The organism is Curtobacterium sp. MCBA15_004, from assembly GCF_001865055.2.
In the GTDB taxonomy this organism is placed as follows: Bacteria; Actinomycetota; Actinomycetes; order Actinomycetales; family Microbacteriaceae; genus Curtobacterium.
Genome location: NZ_CP126266.1, coordinates 3,317,684 through 3,342,935, shown reverse-complemented (window position 1 = coordinate 3,342,935; position 25,252 = coordinate 3,317,684). Strand labels below are relative to the sequence as shown.

21 protein-coding genes are annotated in these 25,252 nt (G+C 72.2%); 18 read left to right on the top strand and 3 right to left on the bottom strand.

The genetic code is table 11. The annotated features are described in order from the left end of the window. Positions 1 to 7 precede the first annotated feature (7 nt). From purN to QOL16_RS15770, 6 genes are all read left to right on the top strand, one after another. Positions 8 to 601 carry a phosphoribosylglycinamide formyltransferase gene (gene purN / locus QOL16_RS15795; RefSeq protein WP_065964445.1) on the top strand — a complete coding sequence of 198 codons (594 nt, stop codon included), beginning with the start codon at positions 8 to 10 and terminating at the stop codon, positions 599 to 601. Beyond that, the gene (purH, locus tag QOL16_RS15790) at positions 598 to 2,232 is read left to right on the top strand and encodes a bifunctional phosphoribosylaminoimidazolecarboxamide formyltransferase/IMP cyclohydrolase (RefSeq protein ID WP_071284226.1); all 1,635 of its coding nucleotides are present in this window, start codon (positions 598 to 600) and stop codon (positions 2,230 to 2,232) included. The genes purN and purH overlap by 4 nt, the downstream gene beginning before the upstream one ends. A 629-nt stretch (positions 2,233 to 2,861) precedes the next feature. Beyond that, positions 2,862 to 4,700, top strand: a complete 1,839-nt coding sequence (locus QOL16_RS15785) for an ABC transporter ATP-binding protein (protein WP_071284222.1) — start codon at positions 2,862 to 2,864, stop codon at positions 4,698 to 4,700. Then, a complete protein-coding gene (locus QOL16_RS15780; protein WP_254780235.1) occupies positions 4,697 to 6,619 on the top strand; it encodes an ABC transporter ATP-binding protein in 1,923 nt (640 codons plus the stop codon). Before QOL16_RS15785 ends, QOL16_RS15780 begins: the two co-directional genes overlap by 4 nt. A gap of 37 nt (positions 6,620 to 6,656) precedes the next feature. Then, a complete protein-coding gene (locus QOL16_RS15775; RefSeq protein WP_065964423.1) occupies positions 6,657 to 7,079 on the top strand; it encodes a DUF805 domain-containing protein in 423 nt (140 codons plus the stop codon). A gap of 62 nt (positions 7,080 to 7,141) precedes the next feature. Next, positions 7,142 to 7,864, top strand: coding sequence for a TerD family protein (locus QOL16_RS15770; protein WP_071284219.1), 723 nt, complete (start codon positions 7,142 to 7,144; stop codon positions 7,862 to 7,864). 213 nt (positions 7,865 to 8,077) lie between these two features. Here QOL16_RS15770 and QOL16_RS15765 read toward each other — a convergent pair whose 3' ends face one another. Further along, positions 8,078 to 8,428: an MGMT family protein gene (locus tag QOL16_RS15765; RefSeq protein WP_071284214.1), complete on the bottom strand. Its 351-nt coding sequence runs from the start codon at positions 8,426 to 8,428 to the stop codon at positions 8,078 to 8,080. After that, positions 8,425 to 8,880 carry a GNAT family N-acetyltransferase gene (locus tag QOL16_RS15760; protein ID WP_065964415.1) on the bottom strand — a complete coding sequence of 152 codons (456 nt, stop codon included), beginning with the start codon at positions 8,878 to 8,880 and terminating at the stop codon, positions 8,425 to 8,427. Before QOL16_RS15760 ends, QOL16_RS15765 begins: the two co-directional genes overlap by 4 nt. Positions 8,881 to 9,094: 214 nt before the next feature. Between QOL16_RS15760 and QOL16_RS15755 the strand changes: the two genes are divergently transcribed. The 8 genes from QOL16_RS15755 (at position 9,095) to QOL16_RS15720 (ending at position 20,027) form a co-directional block, all read left to right on the top strand. After that, positions 9,095 to 10,459, top strand: a complete 1,365-nt coding sequence (locus QOL16_RS15755) for an ROK family transcriptional regulator (RefSeq protein ID WP_071284211.1) — start codon at positions 9,095 to 9,097, stop codon at positions 10,457 to 10,459. A gap of 398 nt (positions 10,460 to 10,857) precedes the next feature. After that, positions 10,858 to 12,219, top strand: a complete 1,362-nt coding sequence (locus QOL16_RS15750; protein WP_071284208.1) for an extracellular solute-binding protein — start codon at positions 10,858 to 10,860, stop codon at positions 12,217 to 12,219. Positions 12,220 to 12,327: 108 nt separating this feature from the next. Beyond that, positions 12,328 to 13,278 carry a carbohydrate ABC transporter permease gene (locus QOL16_RS15745; protein WP_139266379.1) on the top strand — a complete coding sequence of 317 codons (951 nt, stop codon included), beginning with the start codon at positions 12,328 to 12,330 and terminating at the stop codon, positions 13,276 to 13,278. Positions 13,279 to 13,349: 71 nt separating this feature from the next. Continuing rightward, on the top strand, positions 13,350 to 14,180 hold the full coding sequence (locus QOL16_RS15740) for a carbohydrate ABC transporter permease (protein ID WP_139197367.1): 831 nt from the start codon (positions 13,350 to 13,352) through the stop codon (positions 14,178 to 14,180). Between the two features lie 32 nt (positions 14,181 to 14,212). Next, positions 14,213 to 17,233: a glycoside hydrolase family 38 C-terminal domain-containing protein gene (locus tag QOL16_RS15735; protein ID WP_071284205.1), complete on the top strand. Its 3,021-nt coding sequence runs from the start codon at positions 14,213 to 14,215 to the stop codon at positions 17,231 to 17,233. 187 nt (positions 17,234 to 17,420) lie between these two features. Continuing rightward, positions 17,421 to 18,386, top strand: coding sequence for a hypothetical protein (locus QOL16_RS15730; protein ID WP_071284202.1), 966 nt, complete (start codon positions 17,421 to 17,423; stop codon positions 18,384 to 18,386). A gap of 47 nt (positions 18,387 to 18,433) precedes the next feature. After that, complete coding sequence (locus QOL16_RS15725) at positions 18,434 to 19,174, top strand: histidine phosphatase family protein (protein ID WP_071284198.1); 741 nt, start codon at positions 18,434 to 18,436, stop codon at positions 19,172 to 19,174. Further along, positions 19,164 to 20,027 (top strand): NAD(P)H-hydrate dehydratase, encoded by an 864-nt coding sequence (locus tag QOL16_RS15720; protein WP_071246160.1) that lies wholly within the window; start codon positions 19,164 to 19,166, stop codon positions 20,025 to 20,027. The genes QOL16_RS15725 and QOL16_RS15720 overlap by 11 nt, the downstream gene beginning before the upstream one ends. 115 nt (positions 20,028 to 20,142) lie before the next feature. Here the strand turns inward: QOL16_RS15720 and QOL16_RS15715 are convergent, their stop codons facing one another. After that, on the bottom strand, positions 20,143 to 20,580 hold the full coding sequence (locus tag QOL16_RS15715; protein ID WP_071284309.1) for a YdeI/OmpD-associated family protein: 438 nt from the start codon (positions 20,578 to 20,580) through the stop codon (positions 20,143 to 20,145). Positions 20,581 to 20,967: 387 nt separating this feature from the next. On the opposite strand from QOL16_RS15715, the gene QOL16_RS15710 reads away from it, so the two are divergent. From QOL16_RS15710 to QOL16_RS15695, 4 genes are all read left to right on the top strand, one after another. Beyond that, entirely contained in the window at positions 20,968 to 22,110 is a 1,143-nt protein-coding gene (locus tag QOL16_RS15710; protein ID WP_071284195.1) for an ABC transporter substrate-binding protein, read from the top strand. Positions 22,111 to 22,115: 5 nt separating this feature from the next. Continuing rightward, positions 22,116 to 23,138: an ABC transporter permease subunit gene (locus QOL16_RS15705; RefSeq protein WP_083394999.1), complete on the top strand. Its 1,023-nt coding sequence runs from the start codon at positions 22,116 to 22,118 to the stop codon at positions 23,136 to 23,138. Positions 23,139 to 23,224: 86 nt separating this feature from the next. Further along, positions 23,225 to 24,100 carry an ABC transporter permease gene (locus QOL16_RS15700; RefSeq protein WP_083395006.1) on the top strand — a complete coding sequence of 292 codons (876 nt, stop codon included), beginning with the start codon at positions 23,225 to 23,227 and terminating at the stop codon, positions 24,098 to 24,100. Next, entirely contained in the window at positions 24,097 to 25,167 is a 1,071-nt protein-coding gene (locus QOL16_RS15695) for an ABC transporter ATP-binding protein (RefSeq protein WP_065964486.1), read from the top strand. The genes QOL16_RS15700 and QOL16_RS15695 overlap by 4 nt, the downstream gene beginning before the upstream one ends. Positions 25,168 to 25,252 lie beyond the last annotated feature (85 nt).

The window sequence follows — 25,252 nt, the reverse complement described above, 5'->3', positions numbered from 1 at the left end:
GGTGTCCGTGCTCGAACTGGTCGTCCTGATCTCCGGTACCGGGTCGAACCTGCGGGCCCTGCTCCAGGCGACCACCGCTGCCGAGTACCCCGCCCGCGTCGTCGCGATCGGGGCCGACCGTGACGCCGAGGGCCTCGGGCTCGGCGAGGAGTTCGGCATCCCGACCTTCACGGTCCCGTTCTCGCGCTACGCCTCGCGCGAGGAGTGGGGCGCCGAGCTCGCCGCCCAGATCCGCCCGTGGTCGCCCGACCTGCTCGTGCTCTCCGGCCTCATGCGCCTGCTGCCCCACGCCGTGGTGTCCGAGTTCGCCCCGGCGATCATCAACACGCACCCCGCGTACCTGCCCGAGTTCCCCGGCGCGCACGGCGTCCGGGACGCCCTCGCCGCCGGGGTCGAGCAGACCGGCGCGAGCGTCATCCAGGTCGACGACGGTGTGGACACCGGCCCGATCCTGGCCCAGGAACGCGTCCCGGTGCTGCCGGGCGACACCGAGTCGACGCTGCACGACCGCATCAAGCCGGTCGAGCGTCGCCTGCTCATCCAGACCGTCCTCGACATCGCCACCGGCACCACCGACCTGAAGGGCCCCCCGAGCGCATGAGCGTGCACGCCGCCGACCCCAGCCTCTACCGCCACCGCGACGTCGTCCCCGTGCGTCGCGCCCTCGTCTCGGTCAGCGACAAGAGCGGCCTGCTCGAGCTCGCCGGTGCCCTGGCCGACGCCGGGGTCGAGCTCGTGTCGACGGGCAGCACCGCGCAGACGATCCGCGACGCCGGGTACGCCGTGACCGACGTGTCGAGCGTGACCGGGTTCCCGGAGTCGCTCGACGGCCGCGTCAAGACCCTGCACCCCGCCGTGCACGCCGGGCTGCTCGCCGACCTGCGGCTGGCGTCGCACGAGCAGCAGCTCGCCGAGCTCGGCATCGCGCCGTTCGAGCTCGTCGTGGTGAACCTCTACCCCTTCGTCGAGACCGTGGCCTCCGGTGCCGACGCCGCGACCGTGGTCGAGAACGTCGACATCGGCGGCCCCGCGATGGTCCGTGCATCGGCGAAGAACCACCCGAACGTCGCGATCGTCGTGTCGCCGTCCTCCTACGCCGAGGTCGTCGAGGCCGTGCGGGCCGGTGGCACGAGCCTCGCGCTCCGGAAGCGCCTCGCCGCGCAGGCGTTCGCGCACACCGCCTCGTACGACGCCGCGGTCGCGTCGTACTTCGCCAGCGACGTCGTCGAGCAGGCCGCGGCCCCGACGACCGCCGGTGACCTCGCGACGCCCGGGTCGTTCGACGCGCACCTGCGGATCGACGCCGACCTGGCCGCGACCCTCCGCTACGGCGAGAACGCGCACCAGGCGGCGGCGCTGTACACGACCGTCGGGGGAGCGGGCATCGCCCAGGCGACGCAGCTGCACGGCAAGGAGATGTCGTACAACAACTACGTCGACGCCGACGCCGCCGTCCGTGCCGCGTACGACTTCGACACCCCCGCGGTCGCGATCGTCAAGCACGCGAACCCGTGCGGCATCGCGACCGCCCCCGCCGACGCGGTCGACCCGATCGCCTCGGCCCACGCCGCCGCCCACGCGTGCGACCCGCTCTCGGCGTTCGGTGGCGTCATCGCGGCGAACCGCCCGGTCACGCTGCAGATGGCCGAGACGGTCGCGGACATCTTCACCGAGGTCGTCATCGCCCCGGCGTTCGACCCCGAGGCGCTCGAGCTCCTGTCCCGGAAGAAGAACATCCGGCTGCTCACCCTGCCGGCCGACTTCGCCCTCGCGACCCGCGAGGTCAAGCAGGTCTCCGGCGGCTTCCTCGTGCAGGACGCCGACCGCTTCACGACCTTCGACCAATCCACGTGGGACCTCGTCGCCGGTGAGCCGGCTGACGACGCCACCCTGGCGGACCTCGCGTTCGCGTGGAAGGCCAGCCGTGCGGTGAAGTCGAACGCGATCCTGCTCGCCGACCGGGGCGCGAGCGTCGGCGTCGGCATGGGCCAGGTGAACCGGGTGGACTCCTGCCACCTGGCCGTCACCCGCGCGGGCGACCGTGCCGCCGGGAGCGTCGCCGCCTCCGACGCGTTCTTCCCGTTCGCCGACGGCTTGCAGGTGCTGCTCGACGCCGGGGTCCGCGCGGTCGCCCAGCCGGGCGGGAGCGTCCGTGACGCCGAGGTGATCGCGGCGGCGCAGGCGGCCGGCGTGACGATGTACTTCACGGGCGAGCGGCACTTCTTCCACTGACGCCGACGTAGGCACCGGCAGCGGCGTCGGTGCCTGTGCCCGGCGACGGCACCGGGCGCCGACAGGTTCTTCCACCGCGTCGATCAACCACGACTTCGTCCGGACCCGTTGCGCGGCACGAGCGACTGTCAATAGTCTGTAAGGCTCCGCGACCGACGCCGACGATCCCCTGGGGATCGGCCGTCCCGTGGACACAACGGTGACGAAGACGACGACTGGAGTGACGATGGACACGACGACCGGCACAGTGGCATCGGCTGCCCGGACGGGGATCGTGTCCCTCGTGGGGAACACCCCGGATACGCGACCCAGGTCCCGCACGGCCCAGCCGCGCTCGACCCCGGCCGTGGCCGCCGTCTAGCCAGACGCCCCCGACGCCCCGCGCGCACGACGACCCCGTCGTCGGGCGCGCACCGCCCGCTCGACGCCCGGGGGACCGACGTCCCCCGGCACGACCGGCCCGTGTGCCGTCACACCACGTGACGGTGCCGGCGCGACCACGCGCCCGGCCGGAGCCCACCACGCAACGCCCACCGTGCCTCCCGGCCGGTCCGACGCCCACCGACGCGACCCGTCGGCGGACCGACGACCCGACCGGGTGGGACGGCAGATGCACGAGGACGCAACCCATGTCCCAGACGCCCGACCAGGCGCGCCCGTCCACCGTCCGACCCCCCACCGACCGACCCTCCACGCTGCGCGCGATCGCGCGCATCATGCCCTACGTGCGCCCGTACCGCGGGCGCCTGATCGGCGGCGTGGCCGCCGCGATGGGCGCCTCGCTCGTCGCGCTCGCCATCCCCTACGTGCTGCAGTGGCTCGTCGACGGCCCGCTGTCGACCGGCGACGCCGGGCAGATCTGGCCGGCCGGCCTGGCCGTGCTCGCGCTCGGCGCCCTCGAGGCGTTCTTCATCGCCTCGCGCCGCCGACTGGTGATGCGGCCCTCGACCCGCATCGAGTCGAACATGCGCAACGCGCTGTACGCGAAGCTGCAGGACCTGCCGGTGTCGTTCCACGACCGCTGGGAGTCCGGGCAGCTGCTGTCCCGCTCGGTGTCCGACCTGTCGCTCATCCGTCGCTGGCTGGCGTTCGGTGTCGTCCTGCTCGTGGTGAACATCGTGACCATCGCGGTCGGCTTCGTCGTGCTGTTCACCTTCGGGTGGCTGCTCGGGGTGATCTTCCTGGTGGCGTGCATCCCGATCTGGGTGACCGCGCTGCTGTTCGAGCGCCGCTACTCGATCGTCGCGCGCCGCAGCCAGGACCAGGTCGGTGACCTCGCGACGAGCGTCGAGCAGTCGGTGCACGGCATCCGCGTGCTCAAGGCGTTCGGTCGCGGCCGCAGCAAGCTCGAGGAGTTCAGCGAGCAGGCCGAGGCGCTCCGCGGCACCGAGATCGAGAAGGCGAAGGCCATCGCCGGCATCTGGCTCTGGCTGCTGCTCGTCCCCGACGTCGCGTTCGCGCTGTGCCTGCTCGCCGGCATCTGGCTCGCGTCCCAGGGCGAGATGACGGTCGGGCAGCTCTTCGCGTTCTTCGCGACCGCGACCGTGCTGCGGTTCCCGATCGAGTCGATCGGGTTCTTCCTGTCGATGACCTTCGACACCCGCACCGCGATCGACCGGTTCTTCGAGGTGATGGACTCCGAGAACACGATCCAGGACCCCGCGGAGCCGAAGACCATCGCGGAACCGCACGGTGCGCTGTCGTTCAACGACGTGCACTTCCGGTACCAGGACGCGACCGACGAGTACCCGGACCTGGTCGACGGCGTCGAGCTGCAGCTGCAGCCCGGCGAGACCATGGCGCTCGTCGGCCTGACCGGCAGCGGCAAGACCACGCTGCTGTCGCTCGTCCCGCGGCTCTACGACGTCACCGGCGGTTCGATCACGATCGACGGTGTCGACGTCCGTGACCTCACCCGCGCCGAGCTCCGTCGGCACGTCGGCGTCGCGTTCGAGGACGCCACGCTCTTCTCGACGAGCGTGCGTGACAACGTGCTGCTCGGGCGTCCGGACCTCAGCGGGGACGAGGCCGAGCGGATCATGCGCGAGGCCCTCGACATCGCGCAGGCGTCCTTCGTCGACGACCTGCCCGAGGGCGTCGACACCCGCGTCGGCGAGGAGGGGCTGTCCCTCTCCGGTGGGCAGCGGCAGCGCCTGGCGCTCGCGCGCGCGATCGCCGCGCGGCCGTCGGTCCTCGTGCTCGACGACCCGCTGTCCGCGCTCGACGTCGACACCGAGGCGCGGGTCGAGGCCGGGCTCCGCCGGGTCCTCGCCGACACCACGTCGCTCATCGTCGCGCACCGCCCGTCCACCGTGACGCTCGCCGACCGGGTGGCGCTCATGGAGGGCGGCCGGATCACCGCCGTCGGCACCCACTCGGAGCTGATGGCCACCAACGAGCACTACCGCTACGTCATCTCCTCGCTCGACGAGGACGACGCACCCGCCCGAGAGGAGGCGATGGCATGACCCAGCAGGACCAGTTCCCGCCCGTCGACACGGCAGCCGGGCCGGGAGGCACGGATCCCGTCGGTGCCGAGGCTGCGGACACGCAGACTGCCGCACCGATCACCGCGTCCGTCACCACCCTCGGCGTGCGCGGCGAGGAGCGGCAGGACTACACGAAGGCGGAGAGCAAGCGCCTGCGGCGCCGCTCGCTCGCCCTGCTCGGCTCGCTGACGGCACCGCTGAAGCTGCGCCTGGTCTGGCTCGGCGTGGTCGTGGTCGTCTCCACCGCCGGCACCGTCGCCGGCCCCGCGCTCATCGCGTGGGGCATCGACAACGCCCTGCCCGCGGTGCTCGACCGCGACGACTGGACGCCGGCGTTCGGCGTCGTCGCGACGTACGTCGTGGTCGCGATCCTCGGCGCCGTGCTCACGGCCTGGTACACCGTGCTCGCGGCCCGGATCAGCCAGGCGATCCTGTTCGACCTGCGGAAGCGCGTGTTCCTGCACACGCAGCGGCTCTCGCTCGAGTTCCACGAGACGTACACGTCCGGCCGGATCATCTCGCGCCAGACGAGCGACCTCGACTCGATCCGCGAGCTGCTCGACTCCGGGCTGAACCAGCTCATCCAGGGCGTGCTGTACATGGTGTTCACGGCGATCGCCCTGGTGCTGCTCGACCCGACGTCCGGACTCGTGCTCGCGGTGTCGCTCGTGCCGCTGTGGTTCCTGGTCCGCTGGTTCCAGACCCGGTCGCAGACGCTGTTCCGCGCCACCCGCACCACGTCGGCGCGGGTGATCGTGCACTTCGTCGAGACGATGACGGGCATCCGGGCGGTGCAGGCGTTCCGCAAGGAGTCCCGCAACCGTGACGAGTACGGCGGGTACGTCGAGCAGTACCGGGTGGCGAACACGAAGGTGTTCAACCTGTTCGGGACGTTCGACCCGGTGCTCGTGCTCATCGGCAACGCGACGCTCGCCGCGGTCGTCATCGTCGGCGGCTTCCGGATCGTCGGCGGTTCGCTCGAGGTCGGCGCGCTGCTCGCGGTCGCGCTGTACGCCAAGCGGTTCTTCGACCCCGCGCAGGAACTCGCGATGTTCTACAACGGGTACCAGTCCGCGTCGGCGGCGATGGAGAAGATCTCGGGCGTCCTCGAGGAACGGCCGAGCGTGCCGGATCCGGTGAAGCCGGTCCGCCTGCCCGACGCCACCGGGAAGATGGACTTCGAGCGGGTCGAGTTCGCGTACAACGCGGGCAAGGTCGTGCTGCCGGAGTTCGACCTCCACATCCCGGCGGGGCAGACCATCGCGCTCGTCGGGTCGACCGGTGCCGGGAAGTCGACGCTCGCCAAGCTGATGGCGCGCTTCTACGACCCGACGACGGGCTCCGTGCAGCTCGACGGCGTCGACCTGCGGGACCTCGACCCGAAGGACATGCGCCGTGCGATCGTCATGGTGACGCAGGAGGCGTACCTGTTCTCGGGCTCGGTGGCGGACAACATCGCGCTCGGCAAGCCCGGGGCGACCCGTGCCGAGATCGAGGCGGCCGCCCGGGCCGTTGGCGCGCACGAGTTCATCACGGCGCTCCCGGACGGGTACGACACCGACGTGAACAAGCGCGGTGGCCGGGTGTCGGCAGGGCAGCGGCAGCTCCTGTCGTTCGCCCGGGCGTTCATCGCCGACCCGAAGGTGCTCATCCTCGACGAGGCGACCGCGTCGCTCGACATCCCGTCCGAGCGGCTCGTGCAGGAGGGCCTCGAGACGCTGCTCGCCGACCGCACCGCGGTGATCATCGCGCACCGGCTGTCGACCGTGGCGATCGCCCACCGGGTGCTCGTGATGGAGTACGGCCGGATCGTCGAGGACGGCACGCCCGACGACCTCATCGCGGGCACCGGGCGGTTCGCCCAGCTGCACGCGGCGTGGCGGGACTCGCTCGTGTGAGCGGCGCCGGGCTGCGCGCACGTGGTTGTCTTGGGGGATGAGCAACGACAGCGTGCAGCCCGGCGGCGTCGCCCTGCGCGACCCCTTCTACGGGGCACCGTTCACCGAGGCCCTGCGCCGCTTCTGGCGGAAGTACACCGTCTTCACCGGGCGGGCCTCGCGCTCCGAGTTCTGGTGGTGGTGGATCACCTGGTTCGCGATCGGCCTCGTGCTGCAGCTCGCACCGCAGGCGTTCACCCCCGACGCGCCGATGCTCGAGAACCCCGTCGGCTCGTACCTGTTCGTGCTGTGGGGGCTCGCGACGCTGGTCGGCTCGCTCGCCCTCGGCGCCCGGCGGCTGCACGACGCGAACCTGTCCGGCTTCTGGCAGTTCCTGCACGTGCTGCCGGTCGTCGGCTCGATCGTGCTGTTCGTGCTCTTCCTGCTGCCCACGAACCCGAAGGGCGTGCGGTTCGACTGACGCCGGAGCGCGGTCGTCGGGCAGGATGGACGTCGACCACACCACGGACCCGGGGGGACCAGATGTTCGGCATCGGCAAGAAGAAGACCACGACGACGCCCGAGGGGGCAGCACCCGGCGTGGCAGCGCCCGACGCGACCGCTGCGGGGGCCACGACCGCGGCGGCGGCCTCGGCCCCGGCGTCGGACCTGGGGCTCGCGAAGGGGCGGATCAGCCTCGAGAAGCGGCAGGTCGTCAGCCTGACGAAGACCCCGACGATCACCGTCACGATCTCGTGGCCGAACGCCACCGACTACGACGTGTTCGCGCTCGTGCAGTACCAGGACGGACACGTCGAGACCGTGGCGCAGTTCGGGACGAAGGACGACCGGAAGTCCTCGCCGCGCACCGCCGACGGCGCCGTCGTGCACCGCGGGGACGAGCGTCGCGGGGCCGGTCGGACGACCATGGCGGACGAGGTGATCGACATCACGCTGAACCCCTCGATCGCGCGGATCGTGCCGGTCGTGTACTCCGCGCAGTCGAACGGCACGGGGTCGTTCCGCCGGTACCAGGTGAGCACGGCCGTCGACAACGGTGCCGGTGACGTCGTCGAGATCGCCGCGCGCGACGCCGACGCGAACGACAAGGTCTACACGTGCGTGCCCGCCGTCATCACGAACGGCGACCACGTCCGGATCGAGAAGCTCGAGGCGTACTCGAAGCCGGGGTCCGAGCGTCGCCCGGTCGTCGAGGCCGACGGCACCGTCCGCATGGACGCCGGGTCGGTGAACGCCTACAAGTGACGCGCCGGGCCGGCGGCCGGACCGAGCCCGGCCAGGGCCGGGCCGGGCCCGACGCGGTCGGCCGTCGCGCGCTGCGCACAACCGGAGGCACGTCGCACCACGGATCGCCGTGGTGCGACGTGCTCTTGGTTGCGCGGGAGCACGTCGCGCCGCGCGGGACGCGGCGACCGTGGCCGGACCGCGCCGGGCCGGCGGCCGGACCGCCGAGGCGGGTCAGGACCGGTCGTCGGCGTCCGTGGTGGGTGACCAGCGCGCACGGGGCATGTCGATCCTCCAGGCCGACCGTCCCTGCACGAGCGGCGTTCCCTCGACGCGGTAGTGCTCGAGCGCGCGGGCCTCGTGCCGCACCGGCGGCAGCCCGCCGGACCGCACCACGCGCCACCACGGCAGGTCGGAACCCTCGTGCGCCATCACCTTGCCGACCGCGCGGGACGCGCGCGAGCCGAGCGCCGCCGCGACGTCGCCGTAGGTCATCACCCGGCCCGCCGGGATGCACCGGACGACCTCGGCGACGGCGGCGCCGAAGTCCTCGGGGTCGGGAGTGCCGGCCGCGTCGTCGGTCAGAGCGTCAGCGAGGCGAAGTGGTCGCCGTACTGGGTCTCGCGGACCACCGAGAAGCCGAGTGCGCGGAAGAAGGCCTCGGGGCCGACCTCACCGCCGGGCTCGTAGACGACCGTCAACCGTTCGAAGCCGCGGCTGCGGGCCTCGTCCGCCAGGCCGTGCACCGCGAAGCGACCGACGCCACGACCCTGTGCCGACGCGGCGACGTTGACGCGCCAGATCGCGCTGCGGAGCTCCTCGGCGGCGTTGTCCTCGTCGAAGGTGCCGATGATCATGCCGACCACCTCGTCACCGTCGAGGACGACACGGGTCCAGGCCGAGCTCGGCTTGACGTCGGACTCGGCGACGCCGTAGGTCGTCGGCTGGACGAACTCCTCCTGCCCCGGCTTGAGCGTCAGGGAGTTGGCCGCGGCTGCCGTGGTCGCGGAGAGTTCTACGAGGCGCAGGTCGGACATGGGGTCAGGGTATCGGTGCACCCGGTCGGGGGCCAGGTCGGTGACGGCACCGTTGCAGCACCGTTGCGGTGTCCGAGTCGTGGTGGCCGGTGATCCGGCGGTGCGGTGTCGTCGCGCCTCGGCCGTCGCTGCTGCGGGTGGTGTCGGCGGCGGCGCCGCTGCGCGCGCGTCGTCCGTCCTGGAGGGGCTGATCCGTCGCGGTAGGGTCGCGGACATGGCGGAGCACCGACGCGGCGCGAACATGCCGTCGATCGGCGGCTTCAACCGCACCGTCGTGCTCGACGCCGTCCGCCGCTCGCCCGACGGACTGAGCCGGGTGGAGCTCGCCGCACGGACGGGCCTCAGCGCGCAGACCGTGTCGAACGTGACCCGCTTCCTCATCGACGCCGGGATGATCGTCGAGTCGGGCACGGTCGTCGCCGGACGCGGCAAGCCCCGGACGATCCTGCGGCTCGAGGCCTCGAGCCGGTTCGCGGTCGGCGTGCACGTCGACCCCGCCGTCGTGACGTACGTGCTCCTCGACCTGGCCGGGTCCGTCGTCGCGGAGTCCACGACCTCGACCCCGTCCGCCGAGGACCCGACCGAGGTCGTGCACACGATCGCCTCGGCGGTCGGACGGCTCGTCGGCGGGGCGGGCGTCGACGTCGATGCCGTGCTCGGGGTCGGCATCGCGAGCCCCGGGCCGATCGACGTCGACGCCGGCGTGGTGCTCGACCCGCCGTTCCTGCCCCGGTGGCGCGACGTGCCGCTGCGCGACGCGATCGCCGAGGCCACGGGCTTCCCGGTGCTGCTCGAGAAGGACGTCACCGCGGCGGTGGTCGGCGAGATGTTCCTGGCGGGGGAGTCCTCGGCGCGGAACTTCGCCTTCGTGTACTTCGGCACCGGCTTCGGCGTGGGGCTCGCGATCGACCACGAGCCCGTCCGCGGGGTGGGGTCGAACGCCGGGGACGCCGGGCACATCATGGTCGAGCAGGGTGCCCTCGCCGGGACGCCCGAGGGGTCCGGCTCCCGCGGGGAGGTCGGGGCGACCGTGGCACCCGGTCGGCTGCTGCGGGTGGGGGCGGCGCGGGGGCTGCGGCTCGGGGTGGACGGGACGCGCGGTGGTCACGGCGGTGCGGTGGCCGACGGCGGCGGGCTCGGCGGCGGGGCTGGCGAACCCGGTGCCGGTGCCGGTGCCGGTGTGCTCGACGTCGGCGTGCTCGACGTCGGTGTCGAGGACGTCGCCGCGGTACAGCGCTCCTGGGCCGCCCTCGGCGAGGCGATCCGCGCGGGCGACCCGGCGGCGGTGTCGCTCGCGGCCGATGCCGGCACCGTGATGGGCAACGCGGTCGTGCTCATCGTCAACCTGCTCGACGTCGACCGGGTCGTGTTCGGGGGTCCGTTCTGGTCCGACATCGCCCCGGTCGCGCTGCCCGCCGCCCGCGAGGCCGTGATCGGTTCCCGGAACCTCGTCCCGAAGCACCCGATCGCGGTGCAGGACAGTGGTCGGGGTGCGGACGTCGCGGCGGTCGGAGCGGCGTGCCTCGTGCTCGACGCCGCACTGTCCCCGCGGGCGAGCGCGCTGCTCATCCGGCACTGACCCCGCTCGCCGACCGCAGCGCGGTCGCGCGCGAGCGCGGGCTCGGGCGCGCGGGCTCGGTTCGGTTCGGCAGCGCCGAGCGACTTCTCCGACGTCGAACGACAGCGGACGAGTCGCTCGCCAGCGCTCGGCGCCGACCCGCCGGCCCCGTGCGACATCGCGGACGTCGGACGACAGCGGCGGTGTCGCTCGCAACCTCGCAACCCCGCGACCCCGCAACCGCGCAACCGCGCAACCCCGCGACCCCGCGACCCCGCACGACCGAACCCACCCCGCACGACCACCGATCCGACGCCCATCCGTGACCCGCACCCCTTGACACGGATTAAGTCCACACGCTGTACTAATCCTGCGCGCGGGTGACGGAGCCCGCGGACATCCCGTGCAAAGGAGCACCGATGAAACGCCGCACCCGCATCATCGCCGGCCTCGCAGCCGTGGCAGTCGCCGCGGTCGGGCTGGCTGGCTGTTCCAGCTCGGGGTCCGCCTCGAGCGACGCGATCAAGATCGCCTACCAGAAGTACGGCGCCTTCCAGCAGCTCGACGCCCAGATGAAGGAGGTCAAGACCGAGTACGAGAAGGCCAACCCCGGCAAGACGGTCACGCTCGTCCCGATCCAGGCCCAGGGCAACGACTACTACACGAAGCTCGCGCTCATGAACAAGGCGCCCGCGACCGCTCCGGACGTCATGTACGAGGACACCTTCCTCATCAAGTCCGACGCCGAGGCCGGCTACCTGCTGCCCCTCGACGACTACGTGGCGAAGTGGAAGGACTGGGACCAGTTCTACGACAACGCCAAGCAGGCCGGACAGGGTGACGACGGCAAGATCTACGGCGTCTCGATGGGCACCGACACCCGGGCGCTCTGGTACAACAAGGACATCTTCGCCAAGGTCGGCCTGCCCGTCCCGTGGGAGCCCAAGACCTGGGACGACGTGCTCGCCGCCGCGAAGACCATCAAGGAGAAGGACGCGGGCGTCATCCCGTTCAACATCTACTCCGGCAAGGCGCAGGGCGAAGCGTCCACCATGCAGGGCTTCGAGATGCTCCTGTACGGCGCGGAGGGCGACGGCAACACGCTGTACAAGGACAAGAAGTGGGTCGTCGGCTCGAAGCAGTTCCAGGACTCGCTGCAGTTCGTCGAGGACGTGTACCAGGGCGGCCTCGGCCCGACCCCGCAGCAGGCGCTCGACACGAACGTCGGCACGACCATCACGCAGACGTGGCTGCCGCAGGGCAAGCTCGCGATCGACCTCGACGGCTCGTGGCAGTCGGGCTCGTGGCTCGAGTCCGGCACCGCTCCGTGGAAGCAGTGGAACGACGTGATGGGGCAGGCGCCCTTCCCGACGCAGAACGGCCAGGAGCCGGGCTACAACTCGATGTCCGGCGGCTGGACGCTCGCGGTGGGCAAGAACTCGAAGAACCCGAAGGCGGCGTTCGACTTCATCTCCACCTTCCTGAGCAAGGACGGTTCCCTGAAGTACGACACCGAGAACAGCCAGATCGCGGTCCGGAAGGACGTCGCCGAGGACCCGACGTACACGGGTGCGAACCCGACGTTCTCGTTCTTCTCGGGGCTGGTGCAGCACACCAACTTCCGTCCGGCGACGAGCGACTACTCGCAGGTCTCGAACGCGATCCAGGTCGCGATGGAGTCGGTGATGACCGGGCAGCAGACACCCGCCCAGGCCGCGAAGGCCTACGACCGGTCGGTCCAGCAGGTGGTCGGCGAGAAGAACACCGTCGACGCCGGGTAGCGGCGCGACCCGTCGACGGTCTGGAGGCGCGGACCACCGCGTGCACCGCGCCTCCAGTCCGTCGCTCCCCACCTTCGCAACCCCTGGCGCACCCGGAAGGCAACCACCGTGTCAACCACCCCTCTCGCGCCGACGCTGTCGGCGCCCGGTGCGCCGAAGCGCACCGACCCGCCGACGCCGCGTCGGCGGCGCACCCTGCGGCAGGCGAGCCGAGCGGTCCCGATGCTGCCGGCCGTCGTCCTGCTCGTCGTCTTCCTGCTCGGCCCCGTCGTCTCGTCGTTCTCCGGGTCCTTCACCAACTCGGCGCTGACCGGCGCGAGCGCCGCGAACCAGCAGTTCGTCGGCCTGCAGAACTACGTCGAACTGTTCCAGGACCCGGACTTCCCGAAGTCCGTCGTCCTCACGGTCGTGTTCCTGCTCGCCTCGGCGGTCGTCGGCCAGAACGTCCTCGGACTCGGACTGGCGCTCCTCATGCGCAGCGCGAACCGGGTCGTCCGCGCGGTCGTCGGCACGTTCGTCGTCGCGGCGTGGGTGCTGCCGGAGATCGTGGCGTCGTTCGCGGCGTACGCGTTCTTCAACGACACCGGCACGCTCAACACGGTCCTGTCGTCGATCGGGATCACCGGGGCGAACTGGTTGTACACGTACCCGATGGTCGCCGTCGTCGTGGCGAACATCTGGCGCGGCACCGCGTTCTCGATGCTCGTGTACTCCGCCGCCGTGCAGGAGGTCCCCGAGGAGATCACCGAGTCGGCCGAGATGGACGGTGCGGCCGGGTGGCAACGGCTCGTCTACATCACGCTGCCGGTGATCCGGCGGTCCATCTCGACGAACCTCATGCTCACGACGCTGCAGACCCTGTCGGTGTTCACGCTCATCTTCGTGATGACCGGCGGCGGCCCGGGCACGAACTCGTCGACGCTGCCGATCCTGGCGTACCAGGAGGCGTTCAAGTTCTCGCAGCTCGGCTTCGGGACCGCGATCGCGACGATCCTGCTCGTGGTCGGTGCCGTGTTCTCGATCATCTACATCAAGGCCCTGAAGCCGGAGGTCGACTGATGGCCGTCACCATCCCCGACCACCCCGTGTCGAACGTCACGCGCTCGGTCACCGCCCCGGGCTCGCTGCACATGACGTCGCCGCGCGGCCGCACCATGCGCTGGGTGTCGAACGTCGTGCTGCTCGTCATCGCGGTGTGCTTCGCGGTGCCGCTGCTCTGGCTCGTGCTCGCCTCGTTCGACACGCAGGCGTCGCTGTCCGTGAAGCTCCCGACGCAGTTCACGCTCGACAACTTCACGAAGGTGCTCACGCCCGAGCTGTCGTTCATCCCGCTCGGCAACAGCCTGCTGCTCTCCGGCGGCACCGCGGTCGTCACGGTCGTCGTCGCGATCCTCGCCGCGTACCCGCTGTCGCGCTACAAGATGCGCGTCAACAAGCCGTTCCTGTACAGCATCCTGTTCGGCACCGGTCTGCCGGTCACCGCGATGATGGTGCCCGTGTACGCACTGTTCGTGTCGCTCAACCTGATCGACAACGTGTGGGGCTGCATCTTCTTCCTCGCCGCCACGAGCCTGCCGATGGCGATCTGGATGGCGAAGAACTTCATGGACTCGGTGCCGATCTCGCTCGAGGAGGCCGCGTGGACCGACGGCGCCTCGATGTTCACCACGCTGTGGCGGATCGTCATCCCGCTCATGCGCCCGGGCATCGCGGTCGTGTTCATCTTCGTGTTCATCCAGGCGTGGGGGAACTTCTTCGTCCCCTTCGTCCTGCTGCTCTCGCCCGACAAGGTGCCCGCCGCCGTGAGCATCTTCAACTTCTTCGGGCAGAACGGAGCCGTCGCGTACGGGCAGCTCGCCGCGTTCTCGATCGTCTACTCCGTGCCCGTCATCGCCCTCTACGTCCTCGTCTCGCGCGGCCTCGGCGGGGCGAACGCCCTCGCCGGCGGCATCAAGGGCTGACACTCGCCTCCCTGCTGGAAAGGAACCACTCCATGCACCACGACGAACCGCTCGTCGAAGCCCGGATCGCCCGACTCGTCCGCGACCGGATCGACCCCGCCGTCCTGCGGCGGTCGGCCCCGGTCACGATCGACGCGTGGCAGGTCCCCGGTGAACCCGTCCCGTTCGCCGAGGCCGTCGCGGCCGAGTACACGCCGTTCCGGGTCGGCGACGCCTGGGGTGGACGACCGTGGGGGACGACCTGGTTCCGGGTGCGCGGGACGGTGCCCGTCGACTTCGGCACCGACCCCGGCACGACCGCCGAGCTGCGGGTCGACCTCGGGTTCTCGGGGCGCCAGCCCGGGTTCCAGGCGGAGGGCCTCGCCTGGCGTCCGGACGGCACGACCGTGAAGGGCATCGAGCCGCTCAACGACACCGTGCCGCTCGAGGTCGGGGCGGGCGGCACGTTCGAGCTCTACGTCGAGGCGGCCGCGAACCCGGACATCGGCGGCGACCACTTCCAGGGTGCGACGCCGCTCGGGTCGCGGGCCACCGCCGGCACGGAGCCGATCTACCGGCTCCGTGCCCTGGAGCTCGTCGAGCGCGACGACACGGTGTGGGAGTTGCAGCAGGACGTCCGGGTGCTCCGGGGTCTGATGGCCGAGCTGCCGACCGACGGCACCCGCGGGGCCGACCTGCTGCGCGTGCTCGAACGGGTCGCCGACACCCTTGACCCCGACGACGTCGCCGGCACCGCCGCGGCGGCGCGGGAGGTCCTCGCGCCCGCCCTCGCGGTGCCCGCCAGCGCCGCCGCGCACCGGGCGATCGCCGTCGGGCACGCCCACATCGACTCCGCCTGGCTCTGGCCGGTGCGCGAGACGGTGCGGAAGTGCGCGCGCACGTTCTCGAACGTCCTCGACCTGATGGACCGCGACCCCGACTTCACCTTCGCGTGCTCGTCGGCGCAGCAGTACGCCTGGATCCGGGACGGCTACCCGTCGATCTGGGCACGGATCACGCAGCGCGTCGCCGAGGGACGCTGGATCCCGGTCGGCGGCATGTGGGTGGAGTCGGACACGAACCTGCCCGGTGGCGAGGCCCTCGCCCGCCAGTTCGTCGCCGGCAAGCGGTTCTTCCTCGAGGAGTTCGGCGTCGACACCCCCGAGGCGTGGCTGCCCGACTCGTTCGGCTACACCGGCGCCCTGCCCCAGATCGTCCGTGCCGCCGGCTCGAAGTGGTTCGTGACGCAGAAGCCCTCGTGGAACGAGACGAACGTCATCCCGCACACCTCGTTCCACTGGGAGGGCATCGACGGCTCGCGCGTCCTGACCCACCTGCCCCCGGCCGACACGTACAACTCGGACGTCTCGGCGGCCGACCTGCACCGCGGTGAACGGCAGAACAAGGAGCGCGGCGTCGCGAACACCTCGATGCTGCTGTACGGCTTCGGCGACGGCGGTGGTGGCCCCACGCGTGAGATGGTCGCCGCGGCCCGCCGGCAGCACGACCTGGACGGGTCGCCCCGGGTCGACCTCGGGACCCCGGCGCAGGTGTTCGAGGAGCTCGAGCGCGCGCTGCCGACCCCCGCGGTGTGGTCCGGGGAGATGTACCTCGAGTTCCACCGCGGGACCTACACGTCGCAGATCCGCACGAAGCAGGGCAACCGCCGCTCCGAGCACCTGCTCCGCGAGGCCGAGACCTGGGCCGCGACCGCCGCGGTCCGGCACGGCACCGAGTACCCGTACGACGCACTCGAGTCGGTGTGGCACACGGTCCTGCTCCAGCAGTTCCACGACATCCTGCCGGGGTCGTCGATCGCGTGGGTCTACGAGAACGCCGAGGCCGAGTACGCCCGGGTCGCCGCCGTGCTCGAGGAGCTCATCGGCAGCGCGACGAGCGTGCTCGCGACCGGCGGCGGCACCGCCGACGGCGGTCGGGTGGTGCGCTTCAACGCCGCGCCGGTGGCGGCGGACGGGGTGACCGCGCTGGGAGGTGCGCCCGCCGACGCGGCGCGACCCGTGCCTCCCGTCCGACACGGCGACCACCTGGTGTTCGACACCGGCGTCGTCACCGCGACCATCGACGCGGACGGCCACGTCGTCTCCCTCGTCGAGCACCGGTCCGGTCGGGACGCGGTCGCCCCCGGGGCCGTCGCCGCGCAGTACACGGTGTTCCGCGACACCCCGAACCAGTGGGAGGCGTGGGACATCGACCGCGCCTACCAGCGGAACGGGACCGTGCTCGCGGCCGCGTCGGTCACGGTCGAGGGCGACACCGTCGTCGTCGAGCGGCCGTTCGGGTCCTCGTCGATCACCACGCGGTACTCGGCGGTCGTCGGGCAGCCGGAGCTGCTCGTCGAGACCGAGGTCGAGTGGCACGAGCGGCAGAAGCTCCTCAAGCTCGCGTTCCCGCTCGACGTGCGGGCGGCCGCGGCGTCGAGCGAGATCCAGTTCGGGCACATCGACCGGCCGACGCACCAGAACACCTCGTGGGACATGGCCCGATTCGAGACGTCCGCGCACCGCTGGGTGCACGTCGCCGAGCCGGGGTTCGGTGTCGCGGTCGCGAACGACTCGACCTACGGGCACGACATCACCCGCTCGACCCGTCCGGACGGCGGGACCACGACGCTCGTGCGCGAGTCGCTCCTGCGCGCGCCGACCTTCCCGGACCCGCACGCCGACCAGGGGCACCACGTGTTCCGCACGGTGCTGCGCGTCGGCGACTCGGTGCTCGACGCGGCGAACTCCGGCTACCGGCTCAACCTGCCGGTGCGCGCCGTGCCGGGCTCGGCCACGGTCGAGCCGCTCGTGACGGTGTCGTCGCCGCAGGTGTTCGTCGAGGCGGTCAAGCTCGCCGAGGACCGCTCGGGCGACGTCGTCGTGCGGCTGTACGAGGCGACCGGCGGCCGTGCGGCGGACGTGGGCGTGGACCTCGGGTTCGACGTCGCGGCGGTCGAGCGGGTGGACCTGCTCGAGCGGCCGCTGGGGTCGGGGTCGTGGGGCGCCGGGGAACGGGTCGTGTTGACGATGCGGCCGTTCGAGATCGTCACGCTGCGGGTGCGGCGGGGCTGAGGCGGGGTGGTTCCGGGCATACCTGGCTGTTCCGGGCGTACCTGGTCGCATCGACCGACCAGGTACGCCCGATCGTGCTCGGTACGGCGGTCGGTCGCCTCCTCCACAGGGGCGACGGCCTGGAGGCTCGTCCACAGTTCTCGACGTCGGCCTCCGTCCGGCCGTGGCGATCGGGCACCGTCGAGGCATGCAACGACCTCTTCCGATCCTCCGCGCGGGTCCGGCGCGGGAGACCTCCTGCGACGCGACGACCCTGCGACGGCGGACCAGGATCGCCGGGGCCGACCGCCTGGTCCGCGTCGGGCCGAACGCCTTCGTCGAGGGTGCGCTGTGGGACGCCGCCGGGCCCCGGCAGCGGTACGTCACGCGCGTCCACGGACGGCTCGGTCGGCTCGGCACCCGGGCCTCCGCGTCGCACGTGTCAGCGGCAGCGATCCACGGCCTCCCCGTCCTGAAGGGGTGGGACGTCCCCGTGCACGCCACCGTGCCCGAGTCGATGTACCGCCGACGGACCGCCGATCTCGTGCTCCACACCCGGCCGCTCGATGACGACGAACGCGAGCAGGCGCACGGCATCTCGGTCACCTCCGTCCCGCGGACCGTGGTGGACATCGCCTCGGCCGCCGACCTGCGGACCGCCGTGGTCGTCACCGACCGGGTTCTCGCGACCGGGACGACGCGAGCGACGCTCCGAGCGGCGGTCGACCCGCGTGCTCGGAGCCGCCGGACCGTGGAGCGGGTGCTCGAGCTGTCGGACGGCCGCTCGGGTTCGCCGGCGGAGTCGTTCGCGCGGGTGGTCTTCCTCGAACTCGGACTCCCGACACCGGTGCTCCAGCAGGACTTCGTCGTGGACGGTCACCGGTACTCGGTCGACTTCTGGTTCCCGGACCACGGGGTCGTGATCGAGATCGACGGACGGGCGAAGTACTCGCAGGAGCGCTACCGCGACGGCCGTTCCCCGACCGAGGTCTTCGTGGCCGAGAAACGACGGCACGAGCGACTGCTCACCGTCCCGGTCGTCCGAGCGATCGTCCGCCTCGAGTGGCGAGACCTGTTCGACCCGGACCTCCTCGTCCGTCGGTTCCGTGCCGCCGGTCTGCCGTGCCCGGTCCGCCCGGTGCGCAGCGCTCGTCCGAGCCGACCGACGTGGTGAGCCCGAGGCGGTGAAGGGGCACAGCGGGGCCTGGTTACCGTGGCGCCATGGCTGTCAGGGAGATCTGGCTCGTGCGCCACGGGGAGTCGGAGGCGAACGTCGCCGCTGCCCGCGCCGAGGCCGACGGAGCAGACGTGATCGACGCGGGACACCGGGACGCCGACGTCCCGCTGAGCCCGCTGGGTCGGGAGCAGTCGCGGGCGCTCGGCCGTGAGCTCGCGGACCGCGGCGTCGACGACGTGCCGGTGCAGCTCTGGGTGTCGCCGTACCTGCGGGCGCAGCAGACGATCGCCACCGCGCTCGAGGCGGGCGGCATCGACGAGCCCACCCGGCGCGTGGACGAACGGCTCCGGGACCGTGAGCTCGGCGTGCTCGACCTGCTCACCCGACAGGGCGTGCAGCACCGGTACCCGGACGAGGAACGCCGGCGGCAGTGGCTCGGCAAGTACTACCACCGGCCGGCGGGCGGGGAGTCCTGGGCGGACGTGATGCTGCGCCTCCGGTCGCTGCTGCACGACGTCGACCGGCTCGACGGACCGGAGCGGCTGCTCGTCGCGGCGCACGACGCCGTCGTGATGCTCACCGTGGCCGTGTGCCTCGACCTGGACGAACCGGAGCTGATGGCCTTCGCGGCCGAGCACACGGTGGCGAACGCCTCGCTCACGCGACTCCGACGGGACACCGTCGGCGCACCGTGGTCGCTCGAGGAGTTCTCGGCCGTCGGCCACCTCGACGACGACGAGGTCACCGAGCACAGCGGGCGGAAGGACGACACCCGTGTCGCCTGAGCCGATCACCCCGAACGCCCTGCGGCAGTGGCCGCTCCCGGAGCCCGGCGCGGGCAAGTACGGCCGCGGGCAGGTGCTCGTCATCGGGGGAGCGGCGCGGACACCGGGTGCGGCGATGCTCTCGGCGCTCGCCGCACTCCGGGTCGGCGCGGGGCGGCTCACCCTCGCCGTCGCGGCGAGCGTCGCAGCGGAGGTGTCCGTCGCCGTCCCGGAGTCCGGCGTCCAGCCCCTCGACGAGGACGACGCCGGCCACATCGCGGTCGGTGCGATCGACGCGGCCGCGGACGACGCCGGCAGCGCGGACGCGGTCCTGATCGGCCCCGGACTCGACCATCCCGACGGTGCCCGTGACCTCGTGGCACGGATCGCGGACGTCGTCGGACCGGAGACGAAGGTCGTGCTCGACGCCTTCGCGCTCGGCGTCGCGGCGGACGTGGCCGACCGCCTCGAACCCCTGCGCGGACGCCTCGTGATGACCCCGAACAGCGGCGAGGCCGAACGGCTGCTCGGACGGGACTGCGGCGAGGACGACGTCGCCGACGCCCGGGAGATCGCCGAGCGGTTCGGCGCGGTCGTCGCACTGTCGGACGTCGTCGCCGCACCGGACGGCCGGGTCTGGGTGAAGGGCACCGGTGCCGGAGGCCTGGGGACCAGCGGAAGCGGCGACGTCCTCTCCGGTGTCGTCGTCGGGCTGCTCGCACGTGGGGCCGACCCGGCACAGGCGGCGGCGTGGGCGTCCTCCGTGCACGCCGCGGCGGGCGACCGTCTCGCCGTGCAGGTCGGCCCGCTCGGCTACCTGGCGAGCGAACTGCTCGCCGAGATCCCGCGCGTGCTGGTGGAGCTCGGCGGCTGACCGCACCGGACACCCGGCCGGAACGGGCGTACCCGGTCGTCCTGGACCACCAGGGACGCCCGGAACGACCGACCACGCCATCCAGGCGACGCCATCCAGACGCGCCCGACCCCGCTCAGCCCTGCAGAGCCTCCACGGCCTTGTCGATGCGCCGCTGCCGGGTCTCCGGCGCCTTCGCCTGCACCACCGGGTCGACGAGCGCGCGCTGCCGTGAGTTCGACAGCGTCTCGAACGCCGCCCGCACCCCGGCCGCCTCGAACGCGTGCGCCAGGTCCTCCGGCACGTCGACGGTCCGCGGCAGGGTGTCGACCTCGAGCGTGACGTCGACGGTGTCCCCGGCCGCGATGCCCGCAGCGAGGCGGTGCTCGACCGAGAGCGGGACGAGCGACTGCCCGCCCATCACCCCGATCGTGGACCGGTAGGTGTAGCCGCCGTCGATCGTGACGACCACGGCCGGGCGACCCCCGGCGCCGAGCGCCTCGACGACCTCCGGCGGCACGGGCGGTCCGGTGGCCGTCCCCCGTGCCTGCAGAACCGTCGTCGTGAACCGCATCCGTGCCTCCAGACCGCAGAACGCGCCATCGGCGCGGACCAGCGAGCGAGCGAACAGGTGGACCGGGCCACCGGACCAGCGGACCGTCCCGCCGGACAAGCGAGACCGTACAGCCGCACCCGCTGTTCCGCCATCGTTCACCGCCGCGGCAGGACGCGGAAACCGGCCGCGTCCACGATCGTCCCGGACGCGGCTCCGGACGACAAGACCCGGATGCCGGGACCCGGACCACCGGGCCCGGGATGCCGGGACCCGGCCCACCGGCCCCGGAGACCCGGACCCGGCCCCACCGGACCCGGACCGCACCGACCAGCACCGAACCGCAACCAGGACCCCGCCCCGGCCCCCCCCCGATCCGGGCACCCCCGCACCCGAAAGGCGCACCCCGTGCAGCACACCCGTACCCTCGCCGGCATCGCCCTCGCCGCCGCGGCCGTCGTCACCCTCGCCGGTTGCTCTGCGACGAGCAGCGCGGCCACGTCGAGCGACACCGACTGGAAGACCGCCACCAGCGCCCAGGCAGGCGGCGGCATGGACGCCCTCGTGCAGGCCGCGAAGGCCGAGGGCAAGCTCAACGTCATCGCCCTCCCGCCCACCTGGGCGAACTACGGCAAGATCATCGCCGGCTTCGAGAAGAAGTACCCCGGCATCACGATCACCTCGGCGAACCCCAACGGGTCGAGCGCCGACGAGGTCGCCGCGGTGAAGTCGCAGAAGGGCCAGTCCACCGCCCCCGACGTGCTCGACCTCGGCAACGCCGTGATGCAGCAGAACCTCGGGCTGCTCACCGACTACAAGGTGGCGAACTGGTCGGACATCCCGGAGGACCTGAAGGACGCGGACGGCAAGTGGACCCGTGACTACACGGGCTTGATGTCGATCGGCTACGACTCCTCGAAGATCACCAAGGCGCCGAAGGACCTGAACGACCTGCTCGGCAGCGAGTACAAGGGCAAGGTCTCGATCGCGGGCGACCCGACGCAGGCGAACCAGGCCGCGAGCGCCGTGTACCTCGCCGCGCTCGAGAACGGCGGTTCGGCCGACGACATCACGAAGGGCGTCGACTACTTCGGCAAGCTGAAGCAGGCCGGCAACTTCCAGAACGTCCTGCCGACGCAGGCGACGGTGGCCTCGGGCGAGACCCCGGTCGTCGTGCAGTGGTCGTACAACAACCTCGCGTGGGGTCCGGCCGCCGGTGCGAGCGGGAACAAGAACTGGAAGACGGTCATCCCGGAGGGGAAGGCCCTCGGCTCGTACTACTCGCAGGCCATCAACAAGGACGCCCCGCACCCGGCGGCCGCGCGGCTCTGGCAGGAGTACATCGCCAGCCCGGGGGCGCAGAACCTGTACCTGCAGGCCGGCGCCTTCCCGTCGACCCTCGCCGCGATGGAGCAGTCCGGCAAGGTCGACGCCGACGCCCTCAAGGCCGCCGGTGGCATGCCGAAGGACACCGTCGAGCTGACCGACGCGCAGGTCACCGAGGCCGCGAAGGTCCTCGCTGCGAAGTGGTCCACCACGATGGGGTCCTGAGGCGCATGACGACGGCACCAGCGGCGGGGCCACGGACCGCGGGTCCGGCCGCCACGAGCACCGCACCCACGTCCGACCCCGCCGCCGGTGTCGGCCAGCCCGGCACGACCGCCGGGCACGGCGGCCCCGGCACGTCCGGACCGGCCGCGACCGCTCGCCGCGACGCGGGCCCCCGTGTCCGGCGTCGCCCCGGCCTCGCCTGGCTCGGGCTCACCCCCTTCGCCGCGTACGTCCTGCTGTTCCTCGCCGTCCCCGCCGCGATCGCGGTCGGCAGCGGGTTCACCACGGGCGACGGCGCGTTCACCCTCGCCAACCTCGCCGCGTTCTCCGACCCGTCCGTCCTCCGTGCGTTCGGCGGCTCGTTCGGCCTCTCGGCGGTCTCGGCCGTGATCGGTGCCGTCGTCGGGGCCGTCGTCTGCTGGGCGCTCGCCGCGCTCGACCCGGACGGGCTCGTCCGGTCCCTGATCGACGCCGCGGCGAGCGTGCTCGCGCAGTTCGGCGGCGTCATGCTCGCCTTCGCCTTCATCGCGACGATCGGCGCGCAGGGCCTCGTGACGACGTGGCTCGTGTCCACCCTCGGTGTCGACATCAACGCGAACGGCACGTTCCTGTACACGGTCCCCGGGCTCGTCCTGCCCTACGTCTCGTTCCAGGTCCCGCTGATGGTCCTCACGTTCATGCCCGCGCTCGAGGGCGTGAAGACCCAGTGGGGCGAGGCCGCGGCAACCCTCGGCGCCCCGCGCGGGACCTACTGGCGCCGGGTCGCTCTGCCGGTCCTCGCTCCGGCGTTCTGGGGATCGCTCCTGCTGCTGTTCGCGAACGCGTTCTCGTCCTTCGCGACGGCCGCCGCGCTCATCTCGCAGGGCGGCATCGTCCCGCTGACGATCCGCGCGCAGCTCACGAGCGAGACCGTCCTCGGCCTGCAGAACGTCGCCGGGGTGCTCGCGCTCGGCATGGTGGTCGTGATGGCGGTCGTGATGGGTGCCTACGCGCTGCTGCAGCGCCGGGCAGCACGGTGGCAGCGGTGAGTGCCGTCGGCACGCGTCCGACGGGAGGGCCCGGCGGCCCGCGTCGGACGGCAGCCGCCGTCGGCACGCGTCCGACGGGTGGCGCGGTGGGCACCGCCGGCCCGCGTCCGCCGCGCGGCCGGGCGGGCCGGTCTGGAGGCGCGCCCCGCCCCCGCCGCTTCGGCGTCGCCCCGTCACGGGTCACCGCGGCGATCGTGCTGGTCGTCGTCGGCCTCGTGACCGCCGTCCCGTTCGTCGCCCTCGTGCAGTTCACCTTCCGCCAGGGGACCGACGGCGGCCTGACCCTCGACCACTACGCCGCGATCGTCGACCCGGCGAACGCGGCCACCTACCAGCCGGTGTTCGACGGGCTCGGGGCGTCCCTGCTCATCGCCCTCATCACGGTCGGGATCGTGCTGCTCGTGCTGCTGCCCGCGCAGGTCATCACCGCGATGCGGTACCCCCGGCTCCGGCGCGTGCTCGAGTTCGTCTGCCTCGTGCCGATCACCGTGCCGGTCGTCGTGCTCGTCGTCGGGTTCGTCCCCGTGTACCAGGTGGTGGCGCAGGTCCTCGGGTCGGACGCGTGGACGCTCTCGTTCGCCGTCGGGATCGTGGCGCTGCCGTTCGCGTTCCGTCCGATCGCGACCGCGCTGACCGCCGTCGACGTCACGACCCTGTCCGAGGCCGCCCGCACGCTCGGGGCCTCGTGGTGGACCGTGACGTGGCGCATCCTGCTGCCGAACCTCCGCCGCGGGATCACCGCCGCGTGCTTCCTCACCATCACCGTCGTCCTCGGCGAGTACACCCTCGCCTCGTTCCTGTCCCGGACCACGTTCCAGACCGCGCTGCTGCTCGTGCAGTCGACCGACCCGTACGTCGCGGCGGTGTTCTCGCTCGCCGCACTGCTGTTCGGCTTCGTGCTGCTCGTCCTCATCGGCCGCGTCGGGGTGTCCCGCAGGTCCCGCACCAAGGAGTCCGCATGACCGTCACCGCCCCAGCCGCACCGGCGTCCCTCGCCGCCGAGGGTGCGGCCGTCGAGCTCGAGGCCGTCGAGAAGCACTACGGCACGCACCGCGCCCTGGCCGGGCTGTCGCTCCGCATCGAGCCGGGGGAGTTCGTCTCGCTGCTCGGACCGTCGGGCTGCGGCAAGACCACCGCGCTCCGGGCGCTCGCCGGGCTCGAGGCGATCGACGCCGGCGCGATCCGCATCGACGGTGCCGACGTCGCGCACACCCCGGTGGAGCGGCGGGACATCGGCATGGTGTTCCAGCAGTACTCGCTGTTCCCGCACATGACGGTGCGCCAGAACGTGTCGTTCGGGCTCGAGATGCGACGGGTCCCGGCCGTCGAGCGCCGCTCCCGGGTCGTCGACGCGCTCGACATGGTGCACCTCGGGGACTTCGCCGACCGCTACCCGCACCAGCTCTCGGGCGGCCAGCAGCAGCGCGTCGCCCTCGCCCGCGCGCTCGTCACCCGCCCCCGGGTCCTGCTGCTCGACGAGCCGCTGTCGGCGCTCGACGCCAAGGTGCGCGTGTCCCTCCGCGACGAGATCCGACGCATCCAGAGCGACCTCGGCATCACCACCGTGTTCGTCACGCACGACCAGGAGGAGGCGCTCGCCGTCTCCGACCGGATCGCGGTGATGCACGACGGCGGCATCGAGCAGGTCGGGACGCCAGAGGAGCTCTACCGCACCCCGTCGTCGGCGTTCACGGCGGACTTCGTCGGGCAGTCGAACCGGCTCCGGGGCGACCTGCGCGGCGGGGACGTGTTCGTGTACGGCTTCCGGGTGCCCGCGCTCGACGGCTCGGTACCCGACGGTCCGGTGATCGCACACGTCCGGCCCGAGGACGTCGCCTTCGCCGCAGAGGGCGTCACCGGCACGGTCGTGGCCTCGAGCTTCCTCGGCTCGATCCGGCGCACCACGGTCCGGCTCGACGACGACACCGTCGTGACCGTCCAGCACGAGGTCGGTGATCGCCGCACCCCGGGCGACCCGGTCGCGCTGCGCCTGCTCGGCGCCCCGGTCGCGGTCGCGCCGCTCGCGTAGCGCGCACGTGGTCGCGGCGCGTTGCGCTGCGACCCCACGCGCTGGGCGACACCTCGCGGGGCACGCTGCCCGTGGACTGTCGCTG

What these genes read in the sequence shown, in the direction of transcription:
- purH (WP_071284226.1), top strand. Translation starts at nt 598, where the DNA reads ATGAGCGTGCACGCCGCCGACCCCAGCCTCTACCGCCACCGCGACGTC.
- QOL16_RS15785 (WP_071284222.1), top strand. Translation starts at nt 2,862, where the DNA reads ATGTCCCAGACGCCCGACCAGGCGCGCCCGTCCACCGTCCGACCCCCC.
- QOL16_RS15780 (WP_254780235.1), top strand. Translation starts at nt 4,697, where the DNA reads ATGACCCAGCAGGACCAGTTCCCGCCCGTCGACACGGCAGCCGGGCCG.
- QOL16_RS15775 (WP_065964423.1), top strand. Translation starts at nt 6,657, where the DNA reads ATGAGCAACGACAGCGTGCAGCCCGGCGGCGTCGCCCTGCGCGACCCC.
- QOL16_RS15770 (WP_071284219.1), top strand. Translation starts at nt 7,142, where the DNA reads ATGTTCGGCATCGGCAAGAAGAAGACCACGACGACGCCCGAGGGGGCA.
- QOL16_RS15760 (WP_065964415.1), bottom strand. Translation starts at nt 8,880, where the DNA reads ATGTCCGACCTGCGCCTCGTAGAACTCTCCGCGACCACGGCAGCCGCG.
- QOL16_RS15755 (WP_071284211.1), top strand. Translation starts at nt 9,095, where the DNA reads ATGGCGGAGCACCGACGCGGCGCGAACATGCCGTCGATCGGCGGCTTC.
- QOL16_RS15750 (WP_071284208.1), top strand. Translation starts at nt 10,858, where the DNA reads ATGAAACGCCGCACCCGCATCATCGCCGGCCTCGCAGCCGTGGCAGTC.
- QOL16_RS15740 (WP_139197367.1), top strand. Translation starts at nt 13,350, where the DNA reads ATGACGTCGCCGCGCGGCCGCACCATGCGCTGGGTGTCGAACGTCGTG.
- QOL16_RS15735 (WP_071284205.1), top strand. Translation starts at nt 14,213, where the DNA reads ATGCACCACGACGAACCGCTCGTCGAAGCCCGGATCGCCCGACTCGTC.
- QOL16_RS15730 (WP_071284202.1), top strand. Translation starts at nt 17,421, where the DNA reads ATGCAACGACCTCTTCCGATCCTCCGCGCGGGTCCGGCGCGGGAGACC.
- QOL16_RS15725 (WP_071284198.1), top strand. Translation starts at nt 18,434, where the DNA reads ATGGCTGTCAGGGAGATCTGGCTCGTGCGCCACGGGGAGTCGGAGGCG.
- QOL16_RS15715 (WP_071284309.1), bottom strand. Translation starts at nt 20,580, where the DNA reads ATGCGGTTCACGACGACGGTTCTGCAGGCACGGGGGACGGCCACCGGA.
- QOL16_RS15705 (WP_083394999.1), top strand. Translation starts at nt 22,116, where the DNA reads ATGACGACGGCACCAGCGGCGGGGCCACGGACCGCGGGTCCGGCCGCC.
- QOL16_RS15695 (WP_065964486.1), top strand. Translation starts at nt 24,097, where the DNA reads ATGACCGTCACCGCCCCAGCCGCACCGGCGTCCCTCGCCGCCGAGGGT.